The following is a 26,757-nucleotide window of genomic DNA, read 5'->3' as shown; positions in this document are numbered from 1 at the left end:
ACATTCTAGGAACCGGCGGCGGTCGCACGTTGTCGATCGCGTAAAGCGTTGCCCTCCCGCGTCACATAGGCGGCCAGGCGAGCCACAACGCCGCCGATGGCCGTGGCCAACGCCGCAAACCCGGGTCCGGGCTCGCGCGTGCCTTCATCCATGTAAAGCGCGCGATTGATCTCCACCTGCAGGCTGTGCCGATGCCGGGCCGGGTCGCCCGAAACGCGAACGAGTTCGGCGCCTTCGTAGGGATCATTCACCGCCACCGTCAGGCCCTGTGCCTCGAAGGCGCTTCGCACCTCGTGCAGGAAACCCGGGCTGCAGGTGCTGCCGTGGCGGTCGCCGAGGACGACGTCGGCCAACGGGCGGGCGGTGCCCAGCCCCAGGCGCTCGTAGGCGTTGCTGGGCATGGAGTGCAGGTTGAGGTGCCACCAGGCGCCATGCGCCTCTTCGCAAAGCGACAGCTGGCGGACGAGCGCCTCGCGGTAGGGCCGCCAATACCGGTCGATCCGGCCTTCGACTTCGGCCGCACCCAGGCGGCGGCGGTAGATCTCGAGGTGTTCGGGCGTGCGCCGCCACACCAGGCCGTTGCCCAGCGCCAGGCCGCGCTGCGACGGCCTGGCTGGCCGCTGCCATTCGCCTTGGAGCATGGACAGGTCGATGTCCGCTTCGTCGCGATTGCAGTCGATGTAGCTGCGCGGGAAGGTCGCGCACAGCAGGGCGGCCCCGGCTCGCGGCAGCGCAGACCACAGCGTGTCCACGTGCGTGTCCTCGCTGCGCCTGAGCGCCGCCAGGTCGATGGCATGACCGAAATCCGCGGGGTACCGGGTGCCGCTGTGGGGCGAGTCGCACACCAGCGGGACCGGCGCCACGCCGGCTGCCGGCAGCTGAAGGATGTAAGGCGGCACGGCGTCAGTCGGGCTTGATGCCGGCGGTGCGCACCACCTCGCGCAGCCTGGCCAGCAGGGCCCCGGCGTCCGCGCGGAACTCCGGCCCGCTGCTCGGGCTGACCGAGGCGGAGACGGCCAGCGTCTTGTCCAGGAACACCCGGTCCACCATGGCCTTGTGGGTGGCCGCGCGAATCTTCGCCAGGATCGGCTCCGGCACGCCGGCCGGCGCCACCAGGCCGAACCACAGCGGCTGCGAGACTTCCGCCAGCCCCAGCTCCGCATAGGTCGGGATGTCCGGCAGCGCCGACACGCGGCGCATGTCGCGCACGGCCAGGGCCCGGATGGCACCGGTCTTCACATGCGGCAGCAGCTCGGGGATGTTGGTGCTCAGCACGTCCAGCTGGCCGGCGATCAGGTCGTTCAGCATGACGCCGCCGCTCTTGTACGGCACCAGCAGCAGCCGCACGTCGGCCAGCCGCATCAGGTACTCGGTCAGCACGTGGCCGGCCGAGCCGATGCCCGGAATGCCGATGCTGATGCGCCCCGGCTTGGTCCGGGCCAGCGCCACCAGTTCCTTGAAGCTGGCGACCGGCATCTTGTTGTTGGTCACCATCAGGCTCGGCACGGTGACCAGCTTGCTGATGTACGAGAAGTCCTTCTGCGGGTCGTAGCGCACGTTGGAAGGCGGGTGCACGGCGGGGCCCGCGCACAAGGTGCTCACCGACGCCAGCCCCAGCGTGTAGCCGTCCGCCTTGGCCCTGGCGACGTGGGTCGCGCCGATCAGGCCGCCCCCGCCGGCCTTGTTTTCCACCACCACCTGGGTGCCCAGCAGCGGCCCCAGGCGGTCAGCCAGCAGGCGTGAGAAGTAATCCGTGTTGCCGCCAGCGGGGAAGGGGTCGATCAGGGTGATCGGCTGCTTGGGCCAGCCGGCCTGGGCGTGTGACGGCAGGGCGATGGTGGCGGCGCCGGCGGCAGCGGCCTGGAGGAGGTGGCGGCGGGTGGTCATGGGTGTGTCCGGTGCTTGGGGTGGAAGTGGCCCGGAGGTTAGGCGCGGCGCGGGCCGCGGGCAAACGACATTCGGGTCCAGGGTGATGACATGATGTAATGAGCAGGTGCTGATTCACAGTCCATCCCTGGTGGAGTTGCACGCCTTCCTGGCGGTGGCGCGCACGGGCAGTTTCCGCAAGGCCGCGGAACAGCTGTGCGTGACGCAGGCGGCCGTCAGCCGCGCGGTGCGCCGGCTGGAAGAGGGGCTGGGCCAGGACATGTTCCACCGCACGCCGGGCGGCGTGGAAACCACGCCGGCCGGGCTGCAGCTGCGCGCGCTGGCTGAAAAGCCGGTCGCCGCGCTCGAGGCCGCGGCGCACAAGCTGCGGCGCGCGCCAGAACGCATGCGGCTGCGCCTGAGCGTGGTCACCAGCCTGGGCAACTTGTGGCTGATGCCCCGCCTCGAGAAGTTTCGCAGTGCGCACCCCGAGGTGGAACTGGAGTTCCGGACCTACCACCCGAACGAGACCTTCGCGCGCGAGGACGTGGATCTGTGGATCGACCTGAAACCCAGCCCGCAGCACCGGTGGCCCCGGCAGATCAGCGCGAGCTACCTGATCGGGCGCGAGATCGTGGCGGTCTGCGCGCCGGCGTTGGCGCAAGGCGTGCGTGGCGCGGACGACCTGCTCGCGCGGCCCATCCTGTACCACTCGAACTACCCGCAGAACTGGGACACCTGGGCTGCCGCCGCCGGCGCGCGCATGCCCAAGAACTGGAAGGGCTTCGGCTTCGACCTGGTCGCCAACCTCATCGGCGCGGCGCGCGCGGGCACGGGCGTGGCCGTGGTGCAGAAGTGCGTGGTCGAGGGCGACCTGGCGGAGGGCCGCCTGGTCTCGCCCTTGCCGGTGACCGCGACGACCGGTCGCGGCTACTACCTGTGCCGACGCCGCGCGCAACCGGCCCACGCCGCGGCCGACCTGTTCGCCGACTGGGTGCGCCGCGAAGCGGCTGCCTGAAGGCTCAGCGCACCCGCATCCCCGGCTGCGCGCCCGGGCTGGGTTCCAGCACGTAGATGCCGGGGTTGGCTTTCTCGTCGCCATGGCTGGCCGCCAGCACCATGCCCTCGCTCACGCCGAACTTCATCTTGCGCGGCGCCAGGTTGGCGACCAGCACGGTGAGCTTGCCGACCAGGTCTTGCGGTTTGTACGCGGACGCGATGCCGGAGAAGACGTTGCGCATGCGGCCTTCGCCGGCATCCAGCGTCAGCTGCAGCAGCTTGGTCGAGCCCTCGACCGCCTTGCATTCGACGATCTTCGCGATGCGCAGGTCGATCTTGGTGAAGTCGTCGATGGTGATGGTGGGAGCGATCTCTTCGCCGCCAGGAATGAGCTTTTCAGGCTCGGCTTCCGCCGGCGGCTCGAACAGGGCATCGAGCTGCTTCACGTCCACGCGTTGCATCAGGTGTTCATACTTGCCGACCGTATGGCCGGCAGCGAGCGGCGCGGCGGCGTTGGTCCAGACCAGCGGCTCACACTGGAGGAAAGCCTCGGCCTGCGCGGCGAGGGCCGGCAGCACCGGCTTCAGGCACGCGGTGAGCAGCTTGAACACCTGCAGGCACTGGCTGCCGACGGCGGCAGCCTCGTCGCCCTTGCCTTCCTTGGCCAGCTTCCAGGGCGCGGCGGCGTCGAAGGCGGTGTTGACCTGGTCGGCCGCCGCCATGATCTCGCGCAATGCCTTCGCATAGTCGCGCGACTCGTAGAGAGCGCGCACGGTATCGGTCAGCGCGTTCGCGTCCACGCCGGGCAGCGGCGCGCTGGCCACCAGCTTGCCACCTGGCACGAACTTGACCGCGCGGCTCGCGATGTTCACGTACTTGCCGATCAGGTCGCTGTTGACCCGGGCCATGAAATCTTCCGGGATGAAGTCGATGTCCTCGCTGCGCCCATTCAGCTTGGCCGCGATGTAGTACCGCAGCCACTCGGGATTCATGCCCAGCGACAGGTATTTCAGCGGATCCAGGCCGGTCCCGCGGCTCTTGCTCATCTTCTCGCCGCCGACGGTCAGGTGCCCGTGCACGAAGATCGCGTCGGGCGCCTTCCGCCCGCTGAAGTGCAGCATCGCCGGCCAGAACAGGGTGTGGAAGATGATGATGTCCTTGCCGATGAAGTGGTACTGCTCCAGGGACGGATCGGCGATGTACGACGCGTAGTCGACACCCGTCTTGCCCAGGTAGTTCTTGAGCGAAGCCAGGTAGCCGACCGGCGCGTCGAGCCAGACGTAAAAGTACTTGGCCGGCGCATCGGGAATCTCGATCCCGAAGTAGGGCGCGTCGCGGCTGATGTCCCAGTCGCCCATGGCCGCCTGGCCGTTCTCGCCCGGCACCAGCCATTCGCTGATCTTGTTCAGCACCTCGGGCTGCACCGCGCCGCTGTTCGTCCATTCGTTGAGGAAAGCCAGGCAGCGCGGGTCCGACAGCTTGAAGAAGAAATGTTCGGAGCTCTTGAGCACTGGCGTCGCGCCGGACAGCGCCGAATACGGGTTGATCAGGTCGGTCGGGCTGTAGACCTTGCTGCAGACCTCGCAGTTGTCGCCGTACTGGTCCTTGGCATGGCAGTTGGGGCACTCGCCCTTGATGAAGCGGTCCGGCAGGAACATGTTCTTCTGCGGGTCGAAGAACTGCTCGATCACCTTGCTCGAGATCAGCTGGCTGGCCTTCAGGTCGCGATAGATCTGCTGCGCGAGTTCCGTGTTCTCCGGGCTGTCGGTCGAGTGCCAGTTGTCGAAGGCGATGTGGAAGCCGTCGAGGTATTCCTTGCGGCCCGCCGCGATCCCGGCCACGAAGGCCTGCGGCGTCTGGCCGGCTTTCTCGGCCGCGATCATGATGGGCGCGCCATGGGCGTCGTCCGCGCAGACGAAATTCACCTCGCTGCCCTGCATCCGCTGGTGCCGCACCCAGATGTCGGCCTGGATGTACTCCATGATGTGGCCGATGTGGAACTTGCCGTTGGCGTACGGCAGGGCGGTGGTGACGAAGAGCTTGCGCGGTGCGGGCATGAGGGTTTCCAGGGGGAACCCTCAAGTTTATCCGGGGGGCACCGCCGCCGGCGGCGCCAGGGTCAGAGCGCCGCGCCGTTGAGCCGCGAACTCGCCTGCAACTGCAGGATCACCTCGCCGCTGGCCGAGGGCGACACGCTGCGGGCCAGCACCCCCTTGCCCTTGATGACCCACTCGGTCGTCGTGGCGCCGCCGGTGTTCGACTGGAACTTGCAGGTGGTGAAGGTGCCCGCGGGGACCGTGATGCTTTCCTGGCCGGCGTAGGTCACGTTGGTGGTCGTGGTGACAGGCGTGCTGGTCCCGGGCGGCGTCACGGTGGTGGTGGCGTTCGAGGTGTAGCTGTAGGTGCCGCCGGCAGCCAGCGTGAAGCGCTTGTCGCGTGCCGGCGGAGCCAAAACGGTTCGCGTTGCGACGCTGCCCAGCCCCGGGACGGTCGCGGAGCCCTGTGCGCCATGCAGGATGACGTCGTTGCCCTCGAAGGCCTGGTACGTCGTGAGGTCCACCGTCACGGAGCCCGCCTGCGCCGCTGGCGCGGAATAGTTGGTGGTGACGGTCTGCGCCTGGGCGGTCAGGCCGCTGACGCCGTTGAAAGTGCCGCTCGACACGGTGCCGCTGGTGGCGCTGGTGCCCGTGAGGGCGCCCGACACCTCATAGTTCAGCTGGTACGTCGTGCCGACGGTGGCGGTCGTGCCGGGGAAGCACTCCGAAGCGAGCCCTGCGGCGGGTGCCGGCGACGGAGCGGGCGCAGGCGCCGGAGCGGGGGCGGGCGATGGGGAGGGCACAGGGGCGGGGGCAGGCGCCGGAGCCGGCGCGGGCGCGGCTGAGCCGTCATCGTCCGAGCCGCCGCAGCCGGCGGACAGGGCGGCGACCGCCGCGAAAAGGATGGCCAGGCCGCGCACGGAAGAAGAAGTCATCGCCAAGTCCCCTGGGTTTGTCTGGGCGGCAGCTTACCCGAGGGTGGCGCGTCAGTACACTGTCTCCCATGGCTACCCCAGAACAATTGCTCGCCGCGCTTGCCGGCGTGATCGACCCGAACACGGGCAAGGATTTCGTCAGCACCAAGGCCCTGAAGAACCTCCAGGTGACAGGCGCCAACGTGTCCTTCGACGTCGAGCTCGGCTATCCGGCGAAAAGCCAGGTCCCCGGGCTGCGCAAGGCGCTGCTGGCCGCCGCCAAGTCGGTGGGCGGCGTCGACAACGTCACGGTCAATATCACGACCAGGGTGACAACGCATGCGGTGCAACGCGGCGTGCAGCTGATGCCGAACGTGAAGAACATCGTCGCCGTGGCTTCGGGCAAGGGCGGTGTGGGCAAGAGCACCACCGCGGCCAACCTGGCGCTGGCGCTCGCGGCCGAGGGCGCGAAGGTGGGCGTGCTCGACGCCGACATCTACGGACCCAGCCAGCCCATGATGCTGGGCATCGACCGCCGCCCCGAGAGCGCGGACGGCAAGACCATGGACCCGCTGGAGAACCACGGCGTCCAGGTGATGTCGATCGGCTTCCTGATCAACCAGGAGGAGGCGATGATCTGGCGCGGCCCGATGGCTACGCAGGCGCTGGAGCAGCTGCTGCGCCAGACCAACTGGGAAGACCTGGACTACCTCATCGTCGACATGCCCCCCGGCACCGGCGACATCCAGCTGACCTTGTCGCAAAGAGTGCCGATGACGGGCGTGGTGATCGTCACCACGCCGCAGGACATCGCCCTGATCGACGCCAAGAAGGCGGTGACGATGTTCGAGAAAGTCGGCGTGCCCATCCTCGGCATCGTGGAGAACATGGCCGTGCACGTGTGCAGCCAGTGCGGGCACTCCGAGCACATCTTCGGCGAGGGCGGCGGCAAGCGTTACGCGGCCGAGCGCGGCATCGACTACCTGGGCGCGCTGCCGCTGGACATGCAGATCCGCCTGCAGGCGGACAGCGGCAAGCCGACGGTCGTGGCCGACCCCGACGGCCACGCCGCCGGCATCTACAAGGACATCGCCCGCCAGATGGCGGTGAAGATCGCCGCCAAGGCCAAGGACTTCTCGGCGAAATTCCCGACCATCACGGTGTCGAAGAACACCTGAAGACGGCGTTCCGCGGACGGCGCAGGGGCGGCTTCTAGGACTTCTTCGCGGGCGCGGTCGCCGGCTTGCTGGGTGCCATCTCCGCCGACGGCGCCTTCACGCTGGGCGGGCTGGCCGCGGTCGGTGCGGGCGAATGCGCGCCCGACGTCTCCAGCGGCTTCTGGTCCGGCGGTGCATAGGCGAACGGACCCGGGTCTGCGCAGGCCGCGGGGCCCGGGGGGGCCGCCGATGCCACCACGGGCGTGCCGCTGGCCGGCGCCGCTGCAGGGGTCGCGGGAGCAGCTGCCGGCATGGCAGCCGGCGCCATTGCGGCAGCCGGCTTGGCCGTCGCCGTCTTCTTGTAGGCGGCCGCCACGCGGTCCTGCGCCTTGCACAGCAGATAGCCATCGACCTTCGCCTGCCAGGCCGTCTTGGCGGCTGTTTCGGCCGCCTTCGCCTTGGCCGCATCGTCGAGCACCGGCGGGGGGATCTTGGCCAGTGCCATGCTGCAGGCCGCCAGCGCGGCCGCGGTGAGCAGGAACTTCTTCATGATTGCGGTTCTCCTCACGCCGGCCGCACGGTCTCGCCCGTGTCGCTGGCCATGTTGATGGGCTTGCTGCGCTGGGTGGGCACCTTGCCCGCCTTCACCTCGTCGTACCAGTATTCGTGGTGCTCCTTGGCCCAGGCCTCGTCGACGTAGCCGCGCCGCATGGCGGTGTAGGCACCGCGCATGCCGATCGTCCCGATGTAGATGTGGCCGATGAAGAGGGCCATCATGGCCACCGCCGCGACGGCGTGGATCATGTGCGCCACCTGCATGTTGGCGCGCACGTATGCCACGCCCGGCAGCAGCTGGTCGAGGAACAGCCCCGACGCGACGACGACACTGCCCAGCAGCAGCACGCCGCCCCAGAACACCACTTTCTCGCCCGCGTTGAAGCGGTGCGAGGGCAGTTCCTTGCCGGAAAGCATGCCGCCCGCGCCCAGCAGCCAGCGCAGGTCGCCGCGCTGCGGCCAGTTGTCGCGCAGGAACGTGAAGAACACCACGGCCAGCGACACGGCGAACAGCGGGCCGGCGAAGTTGTGCGCGTTCTTCAGCAGGTAGGTGAGCAGGCCGAACAGCGTCTGTCCCATGATCGGCAACAGGAAGAACTTGCCGAAAGCCATCACGATGCCCGAGATGGCCAGGATGCAGAAGGCGATGGCGTTCGTCCAGTGCGCCGCGCGTTCGAACGGGGTGAACCGTTCGATGCGCCGCCCGCCGCCGCCCAAGGCATCGCTGTGCCCCATCTTGCCCTTGGCGAAATAGAAGATGCCGATGGCCACCAGCACGATCAGCAGCAGCGAGCCGCCGTAGGGGATGATCCAGTGGTTGCGCACCTGGCGCCAGGCTTCGCCGGCCGTCGTCATGCGCACGCCCGGGTATTGAACCGGCGCCTGGATCAGGTTGCCCGCCTCGGGCGCCTGGCTCTTGGGCAGGCTGGTGAAACCCTCCGCCCCGCCCTGCACCGCCCGCCACATGGGCGAGTTGTTGCCCGGCTGGACCTTGTTGCGCTCGCCGTTCTTCTGCTCCATGTAGCCGGGCTCGGACGAAGCGTCGCGCTTCACTTCCGGCTTCACGTCGAAGATGTTCTGGCCCTGGATGCCGCCGCTGCCCGTGCCGGCCGGGACCTGGTCGTCCTGCGTCGACCTGGCCGGCGCAGGCGCCGTGGTCGTCGAACCGCCACCGGCAGGAGCCGACGTGGTGGACTGAGCCAGCGCCGGGCCCGCGGCCGCGAGGCCGAGCGCCCCCGCGATCAAGAGCTCATGGAACCTTGACATAGTCATTCTGTCCGTTCACGGTGCGATTCTTCAGCTGGGCTTCCCAACTCGCCTTGTCGCCCGGCTTCCAGCCTTGGGCGACGTAGGGCTTGCTGGTGCCGTTGAACGGGGAGGTGTCCGACTTCGTGCCGCCCGCTGTCTGTTCGCGCTCCGCGCAAGCGGCCAGCAGCAGGGCGCCCGCGGCAATGACCAGGACCTGCTTCATGACTTGGCTCCGCCGGGCTGGCCGGCCTGCTTGGACCCATAGGCCGTGCCCCAGCCCCAGACCTCCGCGCCCTTGCCGCGCTTCAGCACCCGGTTGCGGAAGATGTCCGCCACGACGTCGCCGTCGCCGGCCAGCAGGGCCTTGGTCGAGCACATCTCGGCGCAGGCGGGCAGCTTGCCTTCGGCCAGGCGGTTGCGCCCGTATTTCTCGAACTCCGCCTGCGAGCCGTTGGCTTCCGGGCCGCCGGCGCAGAAGGTGCACTTGTCCATCTTGCCGCGCACGCCGAACGTGCCGGCCGAGGGGAACTGCGGCGCGCCGAACGGGCAGGCGTAGCTGCAGTAGCCGCAGCCGATGCAGGTGTCCTTGTCGTGCAGCACCACGCCCTCTTCGGTGCGGTAGAAGCAGTTGACCGGGCAGACCGCCATGCAGGGTGCGTCGCTGCAGTGCATGCAGGCGACCGAGATCGACTTCTCGCCCGGCACGCCGTCGTTGAGTGTCACCACGCGGCGGCGGTTCACGCCCCACGGCACCTCGTGCTCGTTCTTGCACGCCGTGACGCAGCCGTTGCATTCGATGCAGCGCTCGGAGTCACAGATGAATTTCATTCTTGCCATGTGTGATCTCCTGGATTAAGCGACGCGCTCAATGTTGCAGATGGTCGTCTTGGTCTCTTGCATCATGGTCACGCTGTCGTAGCCATACGTCGTGGCGGTGTTCACCGCCTCGCCGCGCACCACCGGCGCCGCGCCGTTCGGGTAGTAGGCGAGCATGTCCGCGCCTTGCCAGCGGCCGGAGAAGTGGAAGGGCATCCAGACCGTGTCAGGGCCGACGCGTTCGGTCACCATCGCCTGCACGTTCAACTGCGCGCCGGTGGGCGACTTCAGCCAGACGCGGTCGCCGTTCCTGATCTGCCGCGCGGCGGCCGCCTTCGGATTGATCTCCACGTAGGCCTCCTGCTGCAGCTCGGCCAGCCACGGGTTCGCGCGCGTTTCCTCGCCGCCGCCCTCGTACTCCACCAGCCGGCCGGAGGTGAGGATCAGCGGGAATTTCTCGTGCACCTTGTCCTGCAGGTTCTTGTCCTGCACGGACTTGTACAAGGTGGGCAACCGCCAGAACGCCTTCTTGTCGTCGTGCGACGGGTACTTGGCCACGAGGTCCGGCCGGGTGCTGTAGAGCGGCTCACGGTGCTGCGGGATCGCGTCCGGGAAGTTCCAGACCACCGCCCGCGCCTTGGCGTTGCCGAACACGTGGCAGCCATGGTTCTTCATGGCCACCCGGATGATGCCGCCCGAGGAATCGGTCTTCCAGTTCTTGCCTTCGGCGGCTGCCTTCTCGACGTCGGTCAGCTCGCCCCACCACCCCAGCTTCTTCAGGAGCACGTGGTCGAACTCGGGGTAGCCTGTCTGGATGTCCGCGCCCAGCGAAGCGGAGCCGTCCTCGGCGAGCAGGTTGACGCCGTTGCGCTCGACGCCGAAGTTCGCGCGGAAGTTGCCGCCGCCGTCCATGACGTGCTTGGTGGTGTCATAAAGATTGGGCGAGCCGGGATGCTTCAGCTCGGGTGTGCCGAAGCACGGCCAGGGCAGTCCGAAGTAGTCGCCCTGGATGTCGTAGCCGGTCTCCTTGTCCTTGACGCTGCCCTTGGCCTTGAGCGTCTTCACGTCGAAGTGGCCCATGAGCCGCATGTGGGCCTTCAGGCGCTCCGGGCTCTGCCCGGTGTAGCCGATGGTCCAGCAGGACTTGTTGACCTCGCGCAGGATGTCCTCGGGCACGGGCTCGTCCATGCCCTTGACCTTCTGCATCTTGAAGTTCTTCGACAGCTCGTTCGCGAAGCCGAGCTTGCCCGCGAGCTGGTGCATGATCATGTGGTCGCTGCGGCTTTCCCACAGCGGCTCGATCACCTTCTCGCGCCACTGGATCGACCGGTTGGACGCCGTCACCGAGCCGCTGGTCTCGAACTGCGTCGCCGCCGGCAGCAGGTACACCGCGCGGTTCGGGTTCAGGTCTTCCGGCTTGCCGGGCATCGCCGCCATCGCCGCCGTGGCCGAAGGATAAGGATCGACCACGACCAGCAGGTCGAGCTTGTCCATGGCCTTCTTCATTTCCAGGCCGCGCGTCTGCGAGTTGGGCGCGTGCCCCCAGAACACCACCGCCTTCAGGTTGGGGTCCTGGTCGATCATCTCGTTCTTTTCCATCACGCCGTCGATCCAGCGCGACACCGTGATGCCGGGCTTGGTCATCATCGCGGGCGACGCGAAGCGGCCCTTGATCCAGTCGTAGTCGACGTTCCAGACCTTGGCGAAATGGCGCCAGGAACCCTCGACGATGCCGTAGTAGCCGGGCAGCGAATCTGGGTTGGGGCCGATGTCGGTGGCGCCCTGCACGTTGTCGTGGCCACGGAAGATGTTGGCGCCGCCGCCCGACACGCCGACGTTGCCGAGTGCGAGCTGGACGATGCAGGACGCACGAACCATCGCGTTGCCGATGGTGTGCTGGGTCTGGCCCATGCACCACACCAGCGTGGAGGGCCGGTTCTTGGCCATCATCTCGGCGACCTTGGCCATCTGGGCCTCGGGCACGCCGCAGGCCTCCTCGACCTTGTCCGGCGTCCACTTGGCCATGACGTCCTTCTTGACGTCCTCCATGCCGTAGACCCGGTCGTTGATGTACTTCTTGTCTTCCCAGCCGTTCTTGAAGATGTGGTACAGCATGCCGAACAGGAACGGGATGTCCGAGCCCGAACGGATGCGGACGTACTCGTCGGCCTTGGCCGCCGTGCGCGTGAAGCGCGGATCGACCACGACCATCTTGCAGCCGCTCTCCTTGGAGTGCAGCATGTGCAGCAGGCTGACCGGGTGCGCTTCCGCCGCGTTCGAGCCGATGTACAACGCGCACTTGCTGTTCTGCATGTCGTTGTACGAATTCGTCATGGCGCCGTAGCCCCACGTGTTCGCGACGCCGGCGACCGTGGTGGAGTGGCAGATGCGCGCCTGGTGGTCGCAGTTGTTGCTGCCCCAGAGGCTGACGAACTTGCGCATCAGGTACGCCTGCTCGTTGTTGTGCTTCGACGATCCGACCCAATACACCGAGTCCGGCCCGCTGGCCTTGCGCAGCTCCAGCATCTTCGCGCTGATCTCGTTGAGCGCGGTGTCCCAGCTGATCCGCTCGTACTTGCCGTTCACCAGCTTCATCGGGTAGCGCAGGCGGAATTCGCCGTGGCCGTGCTCACGGATCGCCGCGCCCTTGGCGCAGTGCGCGCCGAGGTTGATCGGCGAGTCGAACACCGGCTCCTGCCGCACCCACACACCGTTCTCGACGACGGCGTCGATCGCACAGCCCACCGAGCAGTGCGAGCAGACGGTGCGCTTCACCTCGATGCGGCCATCGCCGACGGCGGGGCCCTTGTTGTCGGCGGCGCGGGCCTTCTTCACCAGCGTCAGCTGGGAAGCCGCGAGGCCCACGCCGACCCCGAGGCCCGAACGGCGCAGGAAGGCGCGGCGGTCCATGGTGGGCAGCGCGGTCGACAGGCCGCGCTGCAGGCTGTGCACGAAGGGCGAGCGCGCGGATTCGGAGGCGCGTGCGAGCGCGCCGGCCTGGGCGGCACCCGATTTCTTGGTCAGCAACATGAATGTCTCCAGCGAGGGGAGTTAAACGAGCGTGGTCTTGTAGTACTGCTTGACGTGCTCGCTCAAGCGATAACCGCCGCCGCGCTCCGGCGGGGGCTGCGTCGCGGCGGCTGCCGTTTCGCTTTCGGATGGTGTGGCGGTGATCCCCACCACGGTGGCGGTGGTGGCGCCGGCAACGGCGGCCCCGATCATGAAACCCCGGCGCGAGGCCTTGGCGGGCCCGGGATTCCCGGTCTGGTGGACTTGGCTGTCGGACATCTTTCGTCTCCTGAAGCTCGGTATGTACTTCACTTCATACTCTAGACCACCCACCTGCGCGCCGCAATCGTTGGCATGCAAAAAGAGGGGCTCCAGCGTCAGGGAAAACGCCATGACGGCGCCGGGTTGCCGTCTCAGAATGAGACCGGGTACGAAGGGAGTATCAGGCGAGCATGTCGAAGCCTTGCGCCTCGACCAGCATGTAGGCCCGCGTGAAGCCGGCGAGCGCCGCGTAGAACCGCGAGCGCGGATGCGCCAATGTTGCGTCGCACAAGGGCTCGACCCAGGGCTGCAGGTGGGTCGTGAAGAACTCGCGCTGGCGCGTGAGGTTGGACACCGCGACGTCGTCACCGGCGATCAGGAAGCGCATCACCTCGCAGAGGAAGGCGATGTGGTCCTCGGTCTCGGGCATCTCGTCGCCGCGCTCGAGGCCGAGCCCGGCCAAGTCTTCCCGCAGCCGGGCGACCGGCTTCTCGTTCAGGTACCCGCTCAGGTAGTGCGAGCCGAACAGGTAGACCTCGGGCTTGCCGACGCCGCCGAACAGTGCGTCGTACTCCTGGGCGATCTCGGCGTCGCCGAGTTCGCGCGCGGCGGCGACCAGCGCTCGCCAGGGCTCCTCCAGGAAGCCGCCGCGCGCCGGCGCGTCGGTCACCGCCACCCGCAGGCCCTCCAGCAGCTCGGGGGCCGGTGGTGCGTAGTACAGGAGCGCCAGCAGGCCGTAGACCTCGGCGCGCGCGGTTTCCTCGTCCAGCGCGGACGAATCGGGCAGCGGGTCGTTCATTGGTCGGTGATGCGCGATTCGTTCTGCGCGGAGTAGATGTCGATGACACGGCAGTCGCCGCACATCTTCAGGCGTTCGATGGCGTCGCCCTGGAACATGGAATGCCCGGCCAGCTTGCCCAGCATGGCCTCGACACCCTTGAGCGTGCCGAACGGCTTGCCGCAGCGCACACAACCATAAGGTTTCATCTCGTTGAGGACCCGCGGCTGCTTGCGCTCGGCCGTGAGCAGGAGGCGCGGCTGCAGGGTGATGGCATCCTCCGGGCAGGTCGTCACGCACAGGCCACACTGCACGCAGTTCTTCTCGGTGAAGCGCAGTTGCGGCAACTGCGGGTTGTCACCCAGCGCGCTGGCCGGACAGGCGCTCACGCACGACAGGCACAACGTGCACTTCTCCTTGTCGACCAGCACGTTGCCGAAAGGCGAAGCGGCGGGCAGGGCGATGGCTTCCGGCAGCCCGCGCGCCTGGTCGATCAGGTGGTCGAGCGACAGTTCGAGCGTCGTTCGCTTCTCCGCGGCCACGGCGAAGCGGCCGCGCACCGCGGGAACGGCGCCGGCGCGCCGGGCCAGGGCCTGCATTTCGTGGTCGAGGGCGGCGGCGTCGCCCGCCTGCGCCAGGGTGAGGTGGTTGCCCGCGTAGCCCAGCCCGTTGAGGATGGCTTGCGCCACGGCCATCTGAGCGCGCAGGCCCTCGAGGTACTGCGGCGCTTCTTCCGATGTCGCGAGCACGGCCACGTGGGCCGCGCCCTGGGCGACGGCAGCCAGCCAGAGATCGATGCCCAGGCTGGCCGTGTGCCAGACCGGCAAGGGGATGACGTTGGCCGGCACGCCTTGCAGCTTGCCCACGCGCGCGGCCCGGCCGACTTCCTCGACCAGCACCTGCCCGCGTTCCTGGCTGTGGACCAGCACCACGGGCTGGGTTCCACCGGCCCGTTCGTAGGTGGCCAGCAGCGTCTTCAGCTTTGCGCCCTGCTCGGGCGCCCGCGGGTAGGTGTACGTCAGCGCCCCGGTGGGGCACACGGTCGTGCAGGCACCGCAACCCACGCACAGGTTGGGATTCACCTTGATCTGGTTGCGGCCCTTCTCGCTGCTGATGGCCTCGGCCGAGCAGATCTCGATGCAGGCATTGCAGCCCACCGCCTGGTTGCGGCTGTGCGCGCACAGCTTCTGCTTGTAAGCGAAGAACTTCGGCTTCTCGAACTCCCCGACCAGCTCGCGCAGCTTCAGCAGCGTTTCCAGCGCCTTGGCACCCGTCGCATCGGCGGGCGGCAGGTGGAAGTAGCCCTGCGGTGGCGCATGCTGCGCGAAAGCCGGGAGCTGCCGCAGGTCGAGCACCAGGTCGAAGTCGTCGCTGTGCGCCTGCGGCTCGCGCGTGAAGTCGATGGCACCGGCGACGCCGCAAGCCTTGACGCAGTCGCGGTGGCTCTTGCACGCGGCCGCATCGACCTGGTAGTCCAGGCCGATGGCCTGCTCGGGGCAAGCCGCCACGCAGGCGTTGCAGCGGGTGCAGAGGTCGAGGTCGATCGGGTTGTCCTGCGACCAGCTCAGCCGGAAGGCGCCCAGCCAGCCCGACAGGCTTTCGATCCTGCCGCCCATGACGGGATAGCGGCGCTCCTGCGCGCCGCTGCCGCCGCGCGAAAAGATGGTCACGTCCAGTGTGTCGGCCAGGCCGGCGGCGAATCGCTCCGCCAGTTCCAGCGGGCCGACCAGCAGCAGCCGGCCGGTGCTCTTGTAGGTGACGGTGGCGACGGGCTCGGGCTCCGGCAGCTTGGCCGCGGCCAGCAGCGCGGCCAGCTTCGGCATGGCGCTGCGCGCGTCGCGGCTCCAGCCACCGGTCTCGCGGATGTTGACGAAGCGGATGGGGGAGACCGCGCCTTCGGTCTGCTGGCCCAATTCGGCGAACAGCCGCTTTTCCTGGGTGCAGGCGACGACGACGTCCTCGCCCGTCTTGATCGCCTGCTGGTACGCCCCGGCTTCGCGCCGGCACAGCGTGGAATGCAGGGTCAGGTTTTCATCGAGTGCCTTGCCCAGGGCCTGGGGGTCCAGGGGCATGGTCTTGTTGCAATCGCAGATCAGGGTCGGCATGGTCATCGGCCGGCGGGGGTACTGCCTGTGGATCGCGCGCCGCGGCCGTGCCCGACTGTGCCACGGATTGCGGCGTGGGGTCATCCGCGACTTCCCTGCCCCCGGAGGCCTCGGCTTCCTTTTTCTCCTCTTCGAAGAAGTTCAGGAACTTCGCGCTGGCGAGTTGGCGCAGCCACGAGGCGGGCAGCGGATCCGGCTTGCTGTAGTCGTCGATGTAGGTGTCCAGCCGGTCCATCACGTTGAAATGCGGATCGGCGAAAAGCTTCTTCAGCGCGGCATTTTTCACATCCGGCGGGACGTCACGCGCGACGAAGCGGGTGAAGTCGCTGGTGGGGGTGAGGGATTCGGTGTCTTGCAGGGTGGGGGGAGGGGGTGCCTCGGGCGCACTTTGGACTTCACTCCCTCCCCCGGAGGGTTGCGGTGGGGGCTCGAGCGGCACGGCGACTTCCACCGGCACAACCGGCTCCGCCTCCACCGCTTTCCCCTGCCGCACCGCCTCCTTGCGCTTCGCCCAGCGGCCCAGAAACCCGTCACCCATGGCCGCCCCCGAATTTCTTCTCCGTGCTCACCGATGCCGGATTGCCGAAGCGGTCCTGCAGGGGCTTGAAGCTCTCCGGGCGCTTGCGCCGCTTGGGCTCCGGGACGTAGTGCTCCTCGGCAAAGGCGCGCACCCACTCGACGACATCGGCCGGCGCCGGCACCTGTTCGACCGTTTCCTGCGCATCGAGCCAGCGGCCGGCGTCGTGGTAGCTCAGGCTCACGGCCGTGGGCAGCGGGATCGGCTCGTCGGTGATGCCGGCCTCCTCCTCCATGCGCCACAGCACGAACCAGCATGGCGCCTCGGTCGTCACGTTCAGGTAGTACCCCTCGGCGTCGTCGCGGAACAGTTCGACCGTGTAGCCCGGATGCAGCCAGCGCTCTTCCGCATCGCTCTTGCCCAGCAGGCGCGGCGCGCTGCCGAAGGCGGGCTCGTGCATCACCACCTCCGCCAGCTCCCAGCGCCAGGGCTGCCAGCGGTTGTCGATGCGCACGCGGCGCATGACGACGGCGACTTGGAGGCTGGGGCGAGCGGTCATGCCAGCACTTTAGCCCCATTCGCGCGCACCTAGTCCATTCGGACTGAATGGGGCCCGATCCGTTGCGGACGACGTCCCGCGGCGATCTAATGCGGCATGGCAGATGATCCCCGCGTGTTCCTGGTCGACGACCATGCCCTGTTCCGCTCGGGCCTGCGGATGGTGCTGGTCATGGGGATCCCGGGCCTGCGCATCGACGAGGCCGCCTCGCTCGAGGAGGCCATGCGGCACGAAGGCCCTGCGCCCGAGGTGGTGCTGCTCGACATCCGCCTCGGGGGGCTCAGCGGCCTGGAGGGCGTCGGCATGCTGCGCCGCAAATGGCCGCGGGCGCGGGTGGTGATGCTGTCGTCCGAGGCCACGCCCGAGGTCGTGCGGCAAGCCACGGAGCGCGGCGCCGCCGCCTTCATGTCCAAGGCCGGCACCGCCGAACAGATCCTCGCGCTGGTCGTACCCTTGCTGCGTGGTGACGCGCCCACGCCGAATCCGCCCGTGCCCCCCGCGGCGCCCGGCGGCGAGCGCCAGCGGCTCACGCCGCGCCAGTGCGAAGTGCTGGACCTGATGTGCCAGGGACTGTCCAACAAGGCCATTGGCCGCCGGCTCGCCCTGTCCGAGAACACCGTGCGTGGGCACGTCCAGGCCACCTTGGCTTTCCTGCAGGTCTCCAGCCGGTCCCAGGCCGCCTTCGCCGCCCGCCGCCTGGGCCTGGTCGCGTGACGGACGCCCCGCCGGGCAGCCTGTTCCGCCTGGCCGAACCCCGGACGCTGGCGGAACAGCTGCGCCTGGTGCTGTCGAACGTCAGCGTCACCGTCATCCCGACCTTCCTGCTGCTGATCGTGCTGTTCGTGGTGTTGCAGGACGACGAGAACTGGCAATACCTCCTGGCCTGGTGCGTCATCCAGATGACGCTCAAGCTCTTCTGCGCCTGGGACGCGCGGCGGCGCCTGCGCGGCGACGTGCCGGTGGAGGACGTCTACCGGCTGGCCGCCTGGCTCACCTTTCTCAACGCGCTGGACGGCGCCATCTGGGGGACGCTGCCCTGGATCACGCTCGACTGGGCAACCATCGCCGAAGCGGTGCTGGTGATCGCCACGATCGCCGGTGTGGTCGGCAGCGCGCTGGCCTCGCTGGCCGCGGTGCCGATGGTGTTCCTGATCTTCGTCAGCTGCATGCTGCTTGCTTTCGTGCCGAAGATCTGGCTGCTGGGCGACCCGGCCTACAACGCCCTGGCCATCATCGCCGTGCTGTATTTCGGCATGCTGCTCGGGCAGGCGCGCAACACCGGCCGCGCCATCCACGGTGCGATCCGCCTGCGCTTCGAGAACCGGGAGCTGATCGAGCGGCTGCACGTGGAGACGGAGAACGCGCGGGCCGCGCACCGCAAGGCCGAGGACGCCAATCTCGCCAAGTCGAAATTCCTGGCCGCCGCCAGTCACGACCTGCGGCAGCCGATCCACGCGGAAGGCCTGTTCCTCGGCGTGCTGGCGCGCTCCGCGCTGACGGAGACGCAGCGCCAGGTGCTGACCAGCGCCAGCGCGGCTTCGCAGGCTTCGGCGGAGATGCTCGACACGCTGCTGGACTTCTCGCGCATCGAGGCCGGCGTGGTGCAGCCGGTGGTGCGCGCCTTCGCGCTGCAGCCGGTCCTGAACAAGATCGAGAACGACCTGGCGCCGCAAGCGGATGCCAAGGGGATCGTCTTCCGCTGCCGCGAGACGGGGGTGGTGCTGGATTCCGACCCCGCGCTGGTCGAACAGATCCTGCGCAACCTGGTCAGCAACGCCATCCGCTACACCGAGAGCGGCGGCGTGCTGATCGGCTGCCGGCGGCGCGGCCGCGATGCCGTGCTGGAGGTGTGGGACACCGGCATCGGCATCGCGCCATCGCACCAGAAGGACGTGTTCCGGGAGTTCCACCAGCTCGGCAACGCGGCGCGCGAACGCCACAAGGGCCTTGGCCTGGGGTTGGCGATCGCGCAGGGGATGGCGCAGGCGCTGGGGCACCCACTGGGCCTGCAGTCGCAGCCGGGGCGTGGCAGCGTCTTCCGCTTGCGGGTGCCGGTCGCGGCGACCGTCACCGTGCCACCCGTGCAGCCGGCGGCGCCGTCTTCCGACACCGCGGGCTTGCCGGGTGTGCGGGTGCTGTTCATCGACGATGACGAATCGGTGCGCGACGGCATGCGGCGCCTGCTGCGGGAATGGGGGTGTGAATGCGACGCCGCCGAAGGCATCGATGAAGCCCTGGCGCTGGTCCGCGGGCGCTGCCCGGATGTGGTGGTGAGCGACTACCGGCTGCGCGGGCCGCGCACCGGAGCCGACGCGATCGCCGCGGTGCGCGCGGAAGTGCAGGCCGGCGCGGGGCGGGCGATCCCCGCGCTGCTGATCACAGGCGACACGGCGCCCGACCGGCTACGCGAAGCCGCCGCCAGTGGCGTTCCGCTGCTGCACAAGCCGGTGGCGCCCACCGACCTGTACAACGCGCTGGCCCGGGTACTACACGGCGACGAGTAGGCCGGACCATCGCTTTACTTCCAGCCGGCCTGCGCGCTGCACGCCTTGGCGGCGTTCGGGTTCGCCTTTTCCCACTGCGTGATGGAACGGGTCTCGTTGTTGTCCATCTTGTCGTTCATGCAGGTGCAGTACTTGGTGACGACTTCGGGCTTGGCGCCTTCGTTGCGGTTGTCGTGCTGGCACTGCTTGATCCACTTCTCGTCGTCCGGCCCGGCGACGGCGGGTGCGGCGGCGGCGAACGCGAAAGCGGCGAGGGCGAGGGCTTGGACGATCTTCATGAAGGCTGCTCCTGGGGGTTGATGGAGAGCCGATGCTAGGACGGCCGCGGCCCGCGACCTATAGTCCATTTGGACCGCCGGGCAACGAGGGTGCGGCAACCATCACGAAAACGCGGAGGCGCGGGCGCCTCAGGCGAGCGCGGCCAGACGGACGGCGCAGTACTTGAACTCGGGGATCTTGCCGAAGGGGTCGAGCGCCGCGTTGGTGAGCAGGTTCGCCGCCGCCTCGACGAACGCGAAGGGCATGAACACGCTGCCATCCGGCGTGCCGTCGTCGCGCCGCACTTCGCACAGCAACTCGCCGCGGCGCGATTGCAGTTGCACGCGCTGGCCGGCGGCCAGGCCGAGGCGGCGCAGTTCGCGGCCATTGAGCGTGGCCGTGGCGGTGGGCTCGATGGCGTCCAGCACCCTGGAGCGCCGCGTCATGCTGCCGGTGTGCCAGTGCTCCAGCAGGCGGCCCGTGATCAGCACCAGGGGGAACTCCGCGTCCGGCGGTTCGTCGCCGCGGACCAGCCCGGCGGGCACCAGGTGCACCCGGCCGTCGCTGGTGGGGAAACTGGTGGTGAAGACGATGGACTGCCCCGGGTCGTCCTCGCCCAGGCAGGGGTAGGTGACGCTGCCTTCGCGCTGCAGGCGGTCCCAGGTGATGCCGGCGATCGCTTCATGCATCGCCTGCCGCATTTCCTCGTAGACCGCGGCCACGCCGTCGTCCTCGCCGGGGTAGTGCCACGGCAAGCCGAACCGGGCCGCCAGCTGCTGGATCAGCCACAGGTCCGGCTTGGCCTCGCCCGGCGGGTCGATCGCCTTGCGGCCCAGTTGAACGATGCGGTCGGTGTTGGTGACGGTGCCCGTCTTCTCCGGCCAGGCGGTGGCCGGCAGGACCACATCCGCCAGCCACGCCGTTTCGGTCAGGAAGATGTCCTGCACCACCAGGTGCTCGAGTGCGGCCAGCGCATCGCGCGCATGGTTCAGGTCGGGGTCGCTCATGGCGGGGTTCTCGCCCATGACGTACATGCCCCGCACCTTGTGCGGGTCGCTGTCCGGCGCCAGCGCCTTGTGCATGATCTCGACGACCGTGTAGCCAGGCTTGGCATCGAGCGAAGTGCCCCAGAAGTTCTCGAACCAGGAATGCGCCTGCGCGTTGTCCACGCGCTGGTAGTTGGGCAGCATCATCGGGATGAGCCCGGCGTCGCTGGCGCCCTGCACGTTGTTTTGCCCGCGCAGCGGATGCAGCCCGCTGCCCGGCTTGCCAATCTGCCCGGCGACGCTGCACAGCGCGATCAGGCAGCGCGCGTTGTCGGTGCCGTGCACGTGCTGGCTGATGCCCATGCCCCACAGGATCATGGCGGACTTGGCGGTGGCGAAGGCGCGCGCCACTTCGCGGATCCTGGCGGCTGGAATGCCACAGACCGCTTCCATCTGCTCCGGCGCGAACGCATGCACGCCGGCCCGCAAGGCGTCGAAGTTGGTGGCGCGCGCTTCCAGGAAGGCGCGGTCGGCCAAGCCTTCTTCGATGATGGTGTGGATCATCGCGTTCAGCAGCGCGACATCCGTGTCGGGCTTGAACTGCAGCACGCGCCAGGCATGCTTGCCGATGTCGGTGATGCGCGGGTCGGCCAGCACGATCTTCGTGCCGGCCTTGGCCGCGTTCTTCATCCAGGTGGCGGCCACGGGGTGGTTCGAGGTCGGGTTGGAGCCGATCACGAGCACCAGTTCGGCCAGGCCGACGTCGCTCACCTGGTTGCTGACGGCGCCGGATCCCACGCCTTCCAGCAGCGCGGCCACGCTCGACGCATGGCAAAGCCGCGTGCAGTGGTCCACGTTGTTGCTGCCGAAGCCGGTGCGCACCAGCTTCTGGAACAGGTAGGCCTCTTCGTTCGTGCCTTTGGCGGAACCGAAGCCCGCCAGCGACTTGGCGCCATGGCGGTCGCGCAAGTCCTTCAGCCGGCCGGCGGCCAGGTCCAGGGCTTCGTCCCAGGTCGCTTCGCGGAAGACCTCCTGCCAGCGGGCGCTGTCCCGTTGCACGTTGGGGTCCTTGGGGACACCAGGCTTGCGGATCAGCGGAAGCCGGAGACGATGCGGGTGGTGCGCGTAGTCGAAGCCGAATCGGCCCTTGACGCACAGGCGGTCGTGGTTGGCCGGGCCGTCGCGTCCATCGACGCCGACGATCTTGTTGTCCCGCACCTTGTAGGTGACCTGGCAGCCGACGCCGCAGAACGGGCAGACGGATTTGACTTCGCGATCGACCTTCTGCGAGCCGACCAGGGTCTTCGGCATCAGCGCGCCGGTGGGACAGGCCTGCACGCATTCGCCGCAGGCCACGCAGGTGCTGGCGCCCATGGGGTCGTCGAGGTCGAAGACGATCTTGCTGTCCGCCCCGCGCAGCGCGTAGCCGATCACGTCGTTCACCTGCTCCTCGCGGCAGGCCCGCACGCAGCGCGTGCACTGGATGCAGGCGTCGAGGTTGACCAGCATCGCGGGATGCGAGGCGTCGGGCGCGGGCTGGTCGCGGCGCAAGGCGGTGAGCGCGGCACGCGGGGCGACGTCCATGCGCTGCGCCCAATCGCTCAGCTCGCCGTGCGGCCGCCAGGGGTCGTCGCCCAGCCATTTGTGGCCCCGGTCCGGCATGTCGGCCAGCAGCAGTTCGAGCACCATCTTCTGGCTCTTGCGGGCGCGGTCGCTGGTGGCCTTCACTTCCATGCCGGGTGTCACCGCGCGGCAGCAGCTCGGCGCGAGGACGCGCTCACCCGAGATCTCGACGACGCAGGCGCGGCAGTTGCCGTCGGGGCGGTAGCCTGGCTTGTAGCAAAGCCGGGGAATCTCGACGCCCGCGCGCTCGGCCGCCTGCAGGATGGTTTCGCCCTGCAGCGCCTGGATGGGCTGCCCATCCAGGGAAAACTCGACGAGGGGGATGTCACGGGCGTTCATGAGACATTGTCCGGTCAGGCCGGGGCTGGCACCTCGGCCTTCTCTTCATCGACGCAAGAATTTTCCCCGATCTTGACCGCGATCAAGATCACGCGACTTCATGCGGAAAGTACTGCTGCACGCAGCGCACCGGGTTGGGCGCCGCCTGGCCCAGGCCGCAGATGGAGGCGTCGGCCATCACCTGGTTGATGTCCTCGAGCGTCTCGTGGTCCCACCGGGGCGCTTCCATCAGCAAGGCGGCCTTGGCGGTGCCGGCGCGACACGGCGTGCACTGGCCGCAGCTCTCGTGAGCGAAGAAACGCATCATGTTCAGTGCCGCGTCGCGGGCGCGGTCGTGCTGGCTGAGCACGATGACGGCGGCCGACCCGATGAAACAGCCGTGGGGCTGCAAGGTGTCGAAGTCCAGCGGCAGGTCGGCCAGCGACTCTGGCAGGATGCCGCCCGAAGCGCCCCCCGGCAGGTAGGCGTAGAGCTCGTGGCCGTCGATCATCCCGCCGCAATACTCGTCGATCAGCTCGCGCACGCTGATGCCGGCCGGCGCCAGCTTGACGCCCGGTCGGGCGACGCGCCCGCTGACGCTGAACGAACGGAGGCCCTTGCGGCCGCGGCGGCCATGCGAGCCGAACCAGTCCGGGCCGCGCTCGACGATGTCGCGCACCCAGTGCAGCGTTTCGAGGTTGTGTTCCAGGGTCGGGCGGCCGAACAGCCCCGTCTGCGCGATGTAGGGCGGCCGCATGCGCGGCTCACCCCGCTTGCCTTCGATGCTCTCGATCATCGCGGACTCTTCGCCGCAGATGTAGGCGCCGGCGCCCCTGCGCAACTCGATGCGCGGCAACGGGCACGGCGGGTTGGCCTGCAGCTTCGCGAGTTCCCTCTCCAGCATCACGCGGCAGTCGTGGTATTCGTCGCGCAGGTAGAGGTAGATCGCCTCGGTGCCTGCCACCTGCGCGGCGACCAGCATGCCCTCCAGGAACCGGTGCGGGTCGCTTTCGAGGTAGTGCCGGTCCTTGAAGGTGCCCGGCTCGCCCTCGTCGATGTTCACGGCCATGTAGCGGGGCGCCGGCTGCTCGCGCACGATGCGCCACTTGCGCCCGGCCGGAAAGCCCGCGCCGCCCAGCCCGCGCAGGCCGGAGGCCTCCATGGTGCGCAGGATCTCTTCGGCATCCTCTTCGCCATGGACGACGGCCGCCGCCAGCGAATAGCCGCCGCCGGCACGATAGGCGTCGTAATCGATGATCTCGCATTCGCCACGGGCGGCGCCAATGCGCCCCGCGGGCTGCTGGCCTTCCGCCACCAGCGTGTTCAGCACGGCCTCCGGGCTGGCATGCGGCACGGCAACCTGGCCAACCAGCGCAGCGGGCGCCTGCTCGCAACGGCCGATGCAGGGCGCCGCGATCACGCGCACGTCCGGCCCGAGCAGCGCCGGCAACTGCGCGAGCAACGCACGCGCGCCGGCCATCTCGCAGGACAGGCCCTCGCACACGCGCACCGTCAGGGCCGCGGGTTGTTCCCCCTCATAAACCACGTCGAAGTGGTGATAGAAGCTGGCGACCTCGTAGACCTGCGCCATCGGCAGGTTCATCTCCGCGGCCAGCGCGGCCAGGTGGGCGGTGTGCAGGCCGCCCCAATGGTCGTTGAGGCTGTGCAGATGCTGGATCAGGAGCGCGGCCGGGTGGCCGGCGGCCGGAGACCCGAGGAGCGCGCGCACTTCGGCGCGGGCCGCGTCCTCCGCCTGCCGGCCCTTGGGCTGGGACGCGCGCTTGAACGACGCCCGGAGGGAATCGGGGGTGCCGAGGGCGATCACGGGCGCGGATGAGCTCATTGCACCAAATCATCCCATAACGGCGCCCCGGCGGGCACTCGGCGCGTCAGCCGTCGCCCGGAGCCGGCGAACCGCCCTCCGGCGCCACCGTCTGCTGGCGCGCGCTGGCCAGCATGTCCCAGCTCACGAGGAACACTGCCGCGATCACCGGGCCGATGACGAAGCCGTTCAGGCCGAACACCACCAGGCCACCCAGCGTGGCCACCAGGATCAGGTAGTCCGGCATGCGGGTGTCCTTGCCCACCAGGATGGGACGCAGGAAATTGTCGACCAGGCCGATGACCACGGCGCCCCAGATGGTGAGGCCGACGCCCTTGATCAACTCGCCCGTGAAGAAGAAGTACAGCGCGACCGGGCCCCAGACCAGGATGGCGCCCACGGCCGGCAGCAGCGAGAGCAGCGCCATCACGGCGCCCCACAGCACCGCCCCCGAAACCCCGAGCACGGCGAAGGCCACGGAGCCCAGCGCTCCCTGGATCAGTGCGACGACGATGTTGCCCTTGACGGTGGCGCGGACCACGGTGGCGAACTGGTGCAGCAGGCGCTGGGTGTGCTCGCGGCGCAGCGGGATGGTGCGTTCGATGGCGCCGGCGAGCTTGTCGCCGTCGCGGAACATGAAGAACAGCACGTAGAGCATCACGAAGAAACTCACCGTGAAGTCCAGCGTGTTCTGCCCGATGCTGAACACGCGGGTGGTGATGGCCTGGCTGCTTTCGCCGGCGCTGGCCAGCAGCTTCTGCTGGATGGAAGCGAGTTCCCCGACACCGAAGCGCTGCAGGATGCCGCGCAGCCATTCGGGCAGGGCTTCCAGGGCCTTCTGGAAATAGATGGCCACGTTGATCTCGCCGGACCGCATCTTCTGCACCATGAGCGAGGCCTCCTCGACGATGGTCGTGGCGAGCAGGCTCATGGGCAGGATCACGATGATCACCACGACGAGCAACGATGCGAAGGACGCGGTGTTGCGCCGGCCGCGGCTGCCATGCAGGAAGCGCTGGTGCAGCGGCCAGAAGACGATCGCGATGAACACCGCCCAGCACACCGCGCCGAAGAAGGGCCAGATGATCAGCGCGAACAGGAGCGTCGCGAGCGCCACCAGGGCCAGCAGCGACTTGAACTCCAGCTCGGGGTCCTTCAGGGGATTCGGCGTCATGCGCGCGAGCGTATCAAACAAAAGGCCGCCCTCGGGCGGCCTTTGGCCTGGGACGTCGTCAAGCGCCTAAGGCTTGACGTAGTCCGAAACCACCTTCCATTTGCCGTCGGTGATCTGCGACATGCGTGAGAGCTCGTTGCCCAGGCGTTTGGTGGCGGTGAACTTCGCTTCCGGGCTGCCGAACATGTCGGCCGGGAAGGTCATGTTGTCCATGGCCTTGATGAAGGCGTCGGTGGTGAGGTTGGGCCCCGCCTTGCCCGCCGCCTTGGCGAACTGGTCCACCAGCGTGTAGCCGTAGACCGAGAACACCGTCGGGTCTTCGTTGAACTTGGTCTTGTACTTGTTGGCCCAGAAACGGATGTTCTGGTCGGCCTCGTCCAGGTAGGGGTGCTGCGAGGTGTGGGTGGCATACAGCCCGTCCATCGCCTTGCCGCCCAGCTTGTGGATCAGGTCGGTGTAGGCGGCGCTGGAGCCGATGAAGGTGGGGTTGTAGGCGGTCTTCCGGGCCTCGCCGATCGCGCCGATGGTCTCGCGGATGATGGTGCCGAGCACCACCATGTCGCAGCCCGACGACTTGAGCTTGGCGATCTGGGAAGAAAAGTCGGTGGCGCCGCGCTTGTAGGTGGTCTTCTCGGCCAGGTCCATGCCGGCGGCCTTCAGGCCGGCCTCGGCACCGCGCATCACCTCCAACCCGAACTCGTCGTCCTGGTACATGGTGCAGACCTTCTTGGCGCCCTTTTCCTTGGCCAGCCTGGGCACCACGGACCGCATCTGCTCGTAGTAAGTGGCAGCGAAGGAGTACTTGAGCCGGTGGAAGGGCTCGTACATTTCGCGCGCGGCCGTCACGGGAAACCAGTTGATGACGTTCTTCTCGAACTGCACCGGCATGGCCGCCATGTTCTGCGCCGTGCCGATGTGGCCGACCATGGCGAAGATCTTGTCCTGGTTCACCAGCTTCTGCGCGGCCAGCACGGCCTTCTTGGGGTCGTAGGCGGAGTCCTCGACGATCAGCTTGATCTTGCGGCCATGGATGCCGCCCTGCTCGTTGATCTCGTCGACGCGCAGCAGCATGCCCAGGCGGACCTGCTTGCCGAAGCCGGCGATGGGGCCGGACAGGTCCTGGATGGAACCCAGCGTGAGTTCGGTCTTGCTGACGCCCTGGTTGGCGTTCTGGGCGGTGGCCAGGCCGCAGGCCAGGGCAAGCACCGCCAGCGCGGCGGCGGAATGCAACTTCATCTTGAGCTCCTTTGAA

At 68.4% G+C, this 26,757-nt stretch carries 23 protein-coding genes; 4 read left to right on the top strand and 19 right to left on the bottom strand.

The features are described 5' to 3' along the window. Positions 1-5 precede the first annotated feature (5 nt). Both FN976_RS05705 and FN976_RS29370 read right to left on the bottom strand, forming a co-directional pair. Positions 6-899, bottom strand: a complete 894-nt coding sequence (locus FN976_RS05705; protein WP_255440156.1) for an N-formylglutamate amidohydrolase — start codon at positions 897-899, stop codon at positions 6-8. A 4-nt stretch (positions 900-903) separates the two neighbouring features. After that, a complete protein-coding gene (locus FN976_RS29370) occupies positions 904-1,887 on the bottom strand; it encodes a Bug family tripartite tricarboxylate transporter substrate binding protein (RefSeq protein ID WP_145891880.1) in 984 nt (327 codons plus the stop codon). 130 nt (positions 1,888-2,017) lie between these two features. Between FN976_RS29370 and FN976_RS05695 the strand changes: the two genes are divergently transcribed. After that, positions 2,018-2,884 carry a LysR substrate-binding domain-containing protein gene (locus tag FN976_RS05695; RefSeq protein WP_255440155.1) on the top strand — a complete coding sequence of 289 codons (867 nt, stop codon included), beginning with the start codon at positions 2,018-2,020 and terminating at the stop codon, positions 2,882-2,884. A gap of 4 nt (positions 2,885-2,888) precedes the next feature. Here the strand turns inward: FN976_RS05695 and metG are convergent, their stop codons facing one another. Further along, complete coding sequence (gene metG, locus FN976_RS05690) at positions 2,889-4,922, bottom strand: methionine--tRNA ligase (protein WP_145891877.1); 2,034 nt, start codon at positions 4,920-4,922, stop codon at positions 2,889-2,891. A gap of 62 nt (positions 4,923-4,984) precedes the next feature. Continuing rightward, complete coding sequence (locus FN976_RS28780) at positions 4,985-5,836, bottom strand: hypothetical protein (protein WP_186510755.1); 852 nt, start codon at positions 5,834-5,836, stop codon at positions 4,985-4,987. Positions 5,837-5,904: 68 nt separating this feature from the next. On the opposite strand from FN976_RS28780, the gene apbC reads away from it, so the two are divergent. Next, positions 5,905-6,993: an iron-sulfur cluster carrier protein ApbC gene (gene apbC, locus FN976_RS05680; protein WP_145891875.1), complete on the top strand. Its 1,089-nt coding sequence runs from the start codon at positions 5,905-5,907 to the stop codon at positions 6,991-6,993. Between the two features lie 34 nt (positions 6,994-7,027). Here apbC and FN976_RS28775 read toward each other — a convergent pair whose 3' ends face one another. The 10 genes from FN976_RS28775 to FN976_RS05635 form a co-directional block, all read right to left on the bottom strand. Continuing rightward, positions 7,028-7,522 (bottom strand): hypothetical protein, encoded by a 495-nt coding sequence (locus tag FN976_RS28775; protein WP_186510754.1) that lies wholly within the window; start codon positions 7,520-7,522, stop codon positions 7,028-7,030. A gap of 14 nt (positions 7,523-7,536) precedes the next feature. Next, complete coding sequence (locus FN976_RS05675) at positions 7,537-8,793, bottom strand: formate dehydrogenase subunit gamma (protein WP_432417848.1); 1,257 nt, start codon at positions 8,791-8,793, stop codon at positions 7,537-7,539. Further along, complete coding sequence (locus tag FN976_RS05670; RefSeq protein ID WP_145891870.1) at positions 8,777-8,998, bottom strand: hypothetical protein; 222 nt, start codon at positions 8,996-8,998, stop codon at positions 8,777-8,779. Before FN976_RS05670 ends, FN976_RS05675 begins: the two co-directional genes overlap by 17 nt. Next, positions 8,995-9,612, bottom strand: a complete 618-nt coding sequence (gene fdh3B / locus FN976_RS05665; protein ID WP_145891867.1) for a formate dehydrogenase FDH3 subunit beta — start codon at positions 9,610-9,612, stop codon at positions 8,995-8,997. Before fdh3B ends, FN976_RS05670 begins: the two co-directional genes overlap by 4 nt. 15 nt (positions 9,613-9,627) lie before the next feature. After that, positions 9,628-12,621 carry a formate dehydrogenase subunit alpha gene (locus tag FN976_RS05660; RefSeq protein WP_145891865.1) on the bottom strand — a complete coding sequence of 998 codons (2,994 nt, stop codon included), beginning with the start codon at positions 12,619-12,621 and terminating at the stop codon, positions 9,628-9,630. A 21-nt stretch (positions 12,622-12,642) separates the two neighbouring features. Continuing rightward, a complete protein-coding gene (locus tag FN976_RS05655; RefSeq protein WP_145891863.1) occupies positions 12,643-12,879 on the bottom strand; it encodes a twin-arginine translocation signal domain-containing protein in 237 nt (78 codons plus the stop codon). 163 nt (positions 12,880-13,042) lie between these two features. After that, complete coding sequence (locus FN976_RS05650; protein ID WP_145891861.1) at positions 13,043-13,660, bottom strand: TorD/DmsD family molecular chaperone; 618 nt, start codon at positions 13,658-13,660, stop codon at positions 13,043-13,045. Further along, on the bottom strand, positions 13,657-15,744 hold the full coding sequence (locus tag FN976_RS05645; RefSeq protein WP_255440153.1) for a 4Fe-4S binding protein: 2,088 nt from the start codon (positions 15,742-15,744) through the stop codon (positions 13,657-13,659). Before FN976_RS05645 ends, FN976_RS05650 begins: the two co-directional genes overlap by 4 nt. Then, positions 15,671-16,282: a DUF3306 domain-containing protein gene (locus tag FN976_RS05640; protein WP_145891856.1), complete on the bottom strand. Its 612-nt coding sequence runs from the start codon at positions 16,280-16,282 to the stop codon at positions 15,671-15,673. The genes FN976_RS05645 and FN976_RS05640 overlap by 74 nt, the downstream gene beginning before the upstream one ends. After that, on the bottom strand, positions 16,275-16,820 hold the full coding sequence (locus tag FN976_RS05635; RefSeq protein WP_145891854.1) for a DUF3305 domain-containing protein: 546 nt from the start codon (positions 16,818-16,820) through the stop codon (positions 16,275-16,277). Before FN976_RS05635 ends, FN976_RS05640 begins: the two co-directional genes overlap by 8 nt. A 96-nt stretch (positions 16,821-16,916) precedes the next feature. Here FN976_RS05635 and FN976_RS05630 point away from each other — a divergent pair, with 96 nt between their 5' ends. Together FN976_RS05630 and FN976_RS05625 are read left to right on the top strand one after the other, a co-directional pair. Beyond that, positions 16,917-17,534, top strand: a complete 618-nt coding sequence (locus tag FN976_RS05630; RefSeq protein WP_145891852.1) for a response regulator transcription factor — start codon at positions 16,917-16,919, stop codon at positions 17,532-17,534. After that, entirely contained in the window at positions 17,531-19,324 is a 1,794-nt protein-coding gene (locus tag FN976_RS05625; RefSeq protein ID WP_255440152.1) for an ATP-binding response regulator, read from the top strand. Before FN976_RS05630 ends, FN976_RS05625 begins: the two co-directional genes overlap by 4 nt. 14 nt (positions 19,325-19,338) lie before the next feature. On the opposite strand, the gene FN976_RS05620 is transcribed toward FN976_RS05625, so the two are convergent. The 5 genes from FN976_RS05620 to FN976_RS05600 form a co-directional block, all read right to left on the bottom strand. After that, entirely contained in the window at positions 19,339-19,602 is a 264-nt protein-coding gene (locus tag FN976_RS05620) for a hypothetical protein (protein WP_145891851.1), read from the bottom strand. A gap of 129 nt (positions 19,603-19,731) precedes the next feature. Continuing rightward, a complete protein-coding gene (fdhF, locus tag FN976_RS05615; RefSeq protein WP_186510753.1) occupies positions 19,732-22,530 on the bottom strand; it encodes a formate dehydrogenase subunit alpha in 2,799 nt (932 codons plus the stop codon). Between the two features lie 88 nt (positions 22,531-22,618). Further along, on the bottom strand, positions 22,619-24,352 hold the full coding sequence (locus FN976_RS05610) for an NADH-ubiquinone oxidoreductase-F iron-sulfur binding region domain-containing protein (RefSeq protein WP_145891849.1): 1,734 nt from the start codon (positions 24,350-24,352) through the stop codon (positions 22,619-22,621). A gap of 46 nt (positions 24,353-24,398) precedes the next feature. Further along, the gene (locus FN976_RS05605; RefSeq protein WP_145891847.1) at positions 24,399-25,505 is read right to left on the bottom strand and encodes an AI-2E family transporter; all 1,107 of its coding nucleotides are present in this window, start codon (positions 25,503-25,505) and stop codon (positions 24,399-24,401) included. A gap of 66 nt (positions 25,506-25,571) precedes the next feature. After that, positions 25,572-26,741 (bottom strand): ABC transporter substrate-binding protein, encoded by a 1,170-nt coding sequence (locus FN976_RS05600; RefSeq protein ID WP_145891845.1) that lies wholly within the window; start codon positions 26,739-26,741, stop codon positions 25,572-25,574. Positions 26,742-26,757 lie beyond the last annotated feature (16 nt).

This window comes from Caenimonas sedimenti, from assembly GCF_007833165.1.
GTDB lineage: Bacteria > Pseudomonadota > Gammaproteobacteria > Burkholderiales > Burkholderiaceae_C > Ramlibacter > Ramlibacter sedimenti.
The sequence above is the reverse complement of the archived record's forward strand: the minus strand, read 5'-3'. Positions and strand labels throughout refer to the sequence as shown.

Excerpts from the sequence above, each read along its gene's own strand:
- FN976_RS05655 (WP_145891863.1), bottom strand. The coding sequence starts at position 12,879 with ATGTCCGACAGCCAAGTCCACCAGACCGGGAATCCCGGGCCCGCCAAG.
- FN976_RS05635 (WP_145891854.1), bottom strand. The coding sequence starts at position 16,820 with ATGACCGCTCGCCCCAGCCTCCAAGTCGCCGTCGTCATGCGCCGCGTG.
- FN976_RS05645 (WP_255440153.1), bottom strand. The coding sequence starts at position 15,744 with ATGCCGACCCTGATCTGCGATTGCAACAAGACCATGCCCCTGGACCCC.
- FN976_RS05670 (WP_145891870.1), bottom strand. The coding sequence starts at position 8,998 with ATGAAGCAGGTCCTGGTCATTGCCGCGGGCGCCCTGCTGCTGGCCGCT.
- FN976_RS29370 (WP_145891880.1), bottom strand. The coding sequence starts at position 1,887 with ATGACCACCCGCCGCCACCTCCTCCAGGCCGCTGCCGCCGGCGCCGCC.
- FN976_RS05610 (WP_145891849.1), bottom strand. The coding sequence starts at position 24,352 with ATGAGCTCATCCGCGCCCGTGATCGCCCTCGGCACCCCCGATTCCCTC.
- FN976_RS05675 (WP_432417848.1), bottom strand. The coding sequence starts at position 8,793 with ATGTCAAGGTTCCATGAGCTCTTGATCGCGGGGGCGCTCGGCCTCGCG.
- fdh3B (WP_145891867.1), bottom strand. The coding sequence starts at position 9,612 with ATGGCAAGAATGAAATTCATCTGTGACTCCGAGCGCTGCATCGAATGC.
- FN976_RS05660 (WP_145891865.1), bottom strand. The coding sequence starts at position 12,621 with ATGTTGCTGACCAAGAAATCGGGTGCCGCCCAGGCCGGCGCGCTCGCA.
- FN976_RS05605 (WP_145891847.1), bottom strand. The coding sequence starts at position 25,505 with ATGACGCCGAATCCCCTGAAGGACCCCGAGCTGGAGTTCAAGTCGCTG.
- FN976_RS05630 (WP_145891852.1), top strand. The coding sequence starts at position 16,917 with ATGGCAGATGATCCCCGCGTGTTCCTGGTCGACGACCATGCCCTGTTC.
- apbC (WP_145891875.1), top strand. The coding sequence starts at position 5,905 with ATGGCTACCCCAGAACAATTGCTCGCCGCGCTTGCCGGCGTGATCGAC.
- FN976_RS28780 (WP_186510755.1), bottom strand. The coding sequence starts at position 5,836 with ATGACTTCTTCTTCCGTGCGCGGCCTGGCCATCCTTTTCGCGGCGGTC.
- metG (WP_145891877.1), bottom strand. The coding sequence starts at position 4,922 with ATGCCCGCACCGCGCAAGCTCTTCGTCACCACCGCCCTGCCGTACGCC.
- FN976_RS05620 (WP_145891851.1), bottom strand. The coding sequence starts at position 19,602 with ATGAAGATCGTCCAAGCCCTCGCCCTCGCCGCTTTCGCGTTCGCCGCC.
- FN976_RS05650 (WP_145891861.1), bottom strand. The coding sequence starts at position 13,660 with ATGAACGACCCGCTGCCCGATTCGTCCGCGCTGGACGAGGAAACCGCG.
- fdhF (WP_186510753.1), bottom strand. The coding sequence starts at position 22,530 with ATGAACGCCCGTGACATCCCCCTCGTCGAGTTTTCCCTGGATGGGCAG.
- FN976_RS05600 (WP_145891845.1), bottom strand. The coding sequence starts at position 26,741 with ATGAAGTTGCATTCCGCCGCCGCGCTGGCGGTGCTTGCCCTGGCCTGC.
- FN976_RS28775 (WP_186510754.1), bottom strand. The coding sequence starts at position 7,522 with ATGAAGAAGTTCCTGCTCACCGCGGCCGCGCTGGCGGCCTGCAGCATG.
- FN976_RS05640 (WP_145891856.1), bottom strand. The coding sequence starts at position 16,282 with ATGGGTGACGGGTTTCTGGGCCGCTGGGCGAAGCGCAAGGAGGCGGTG.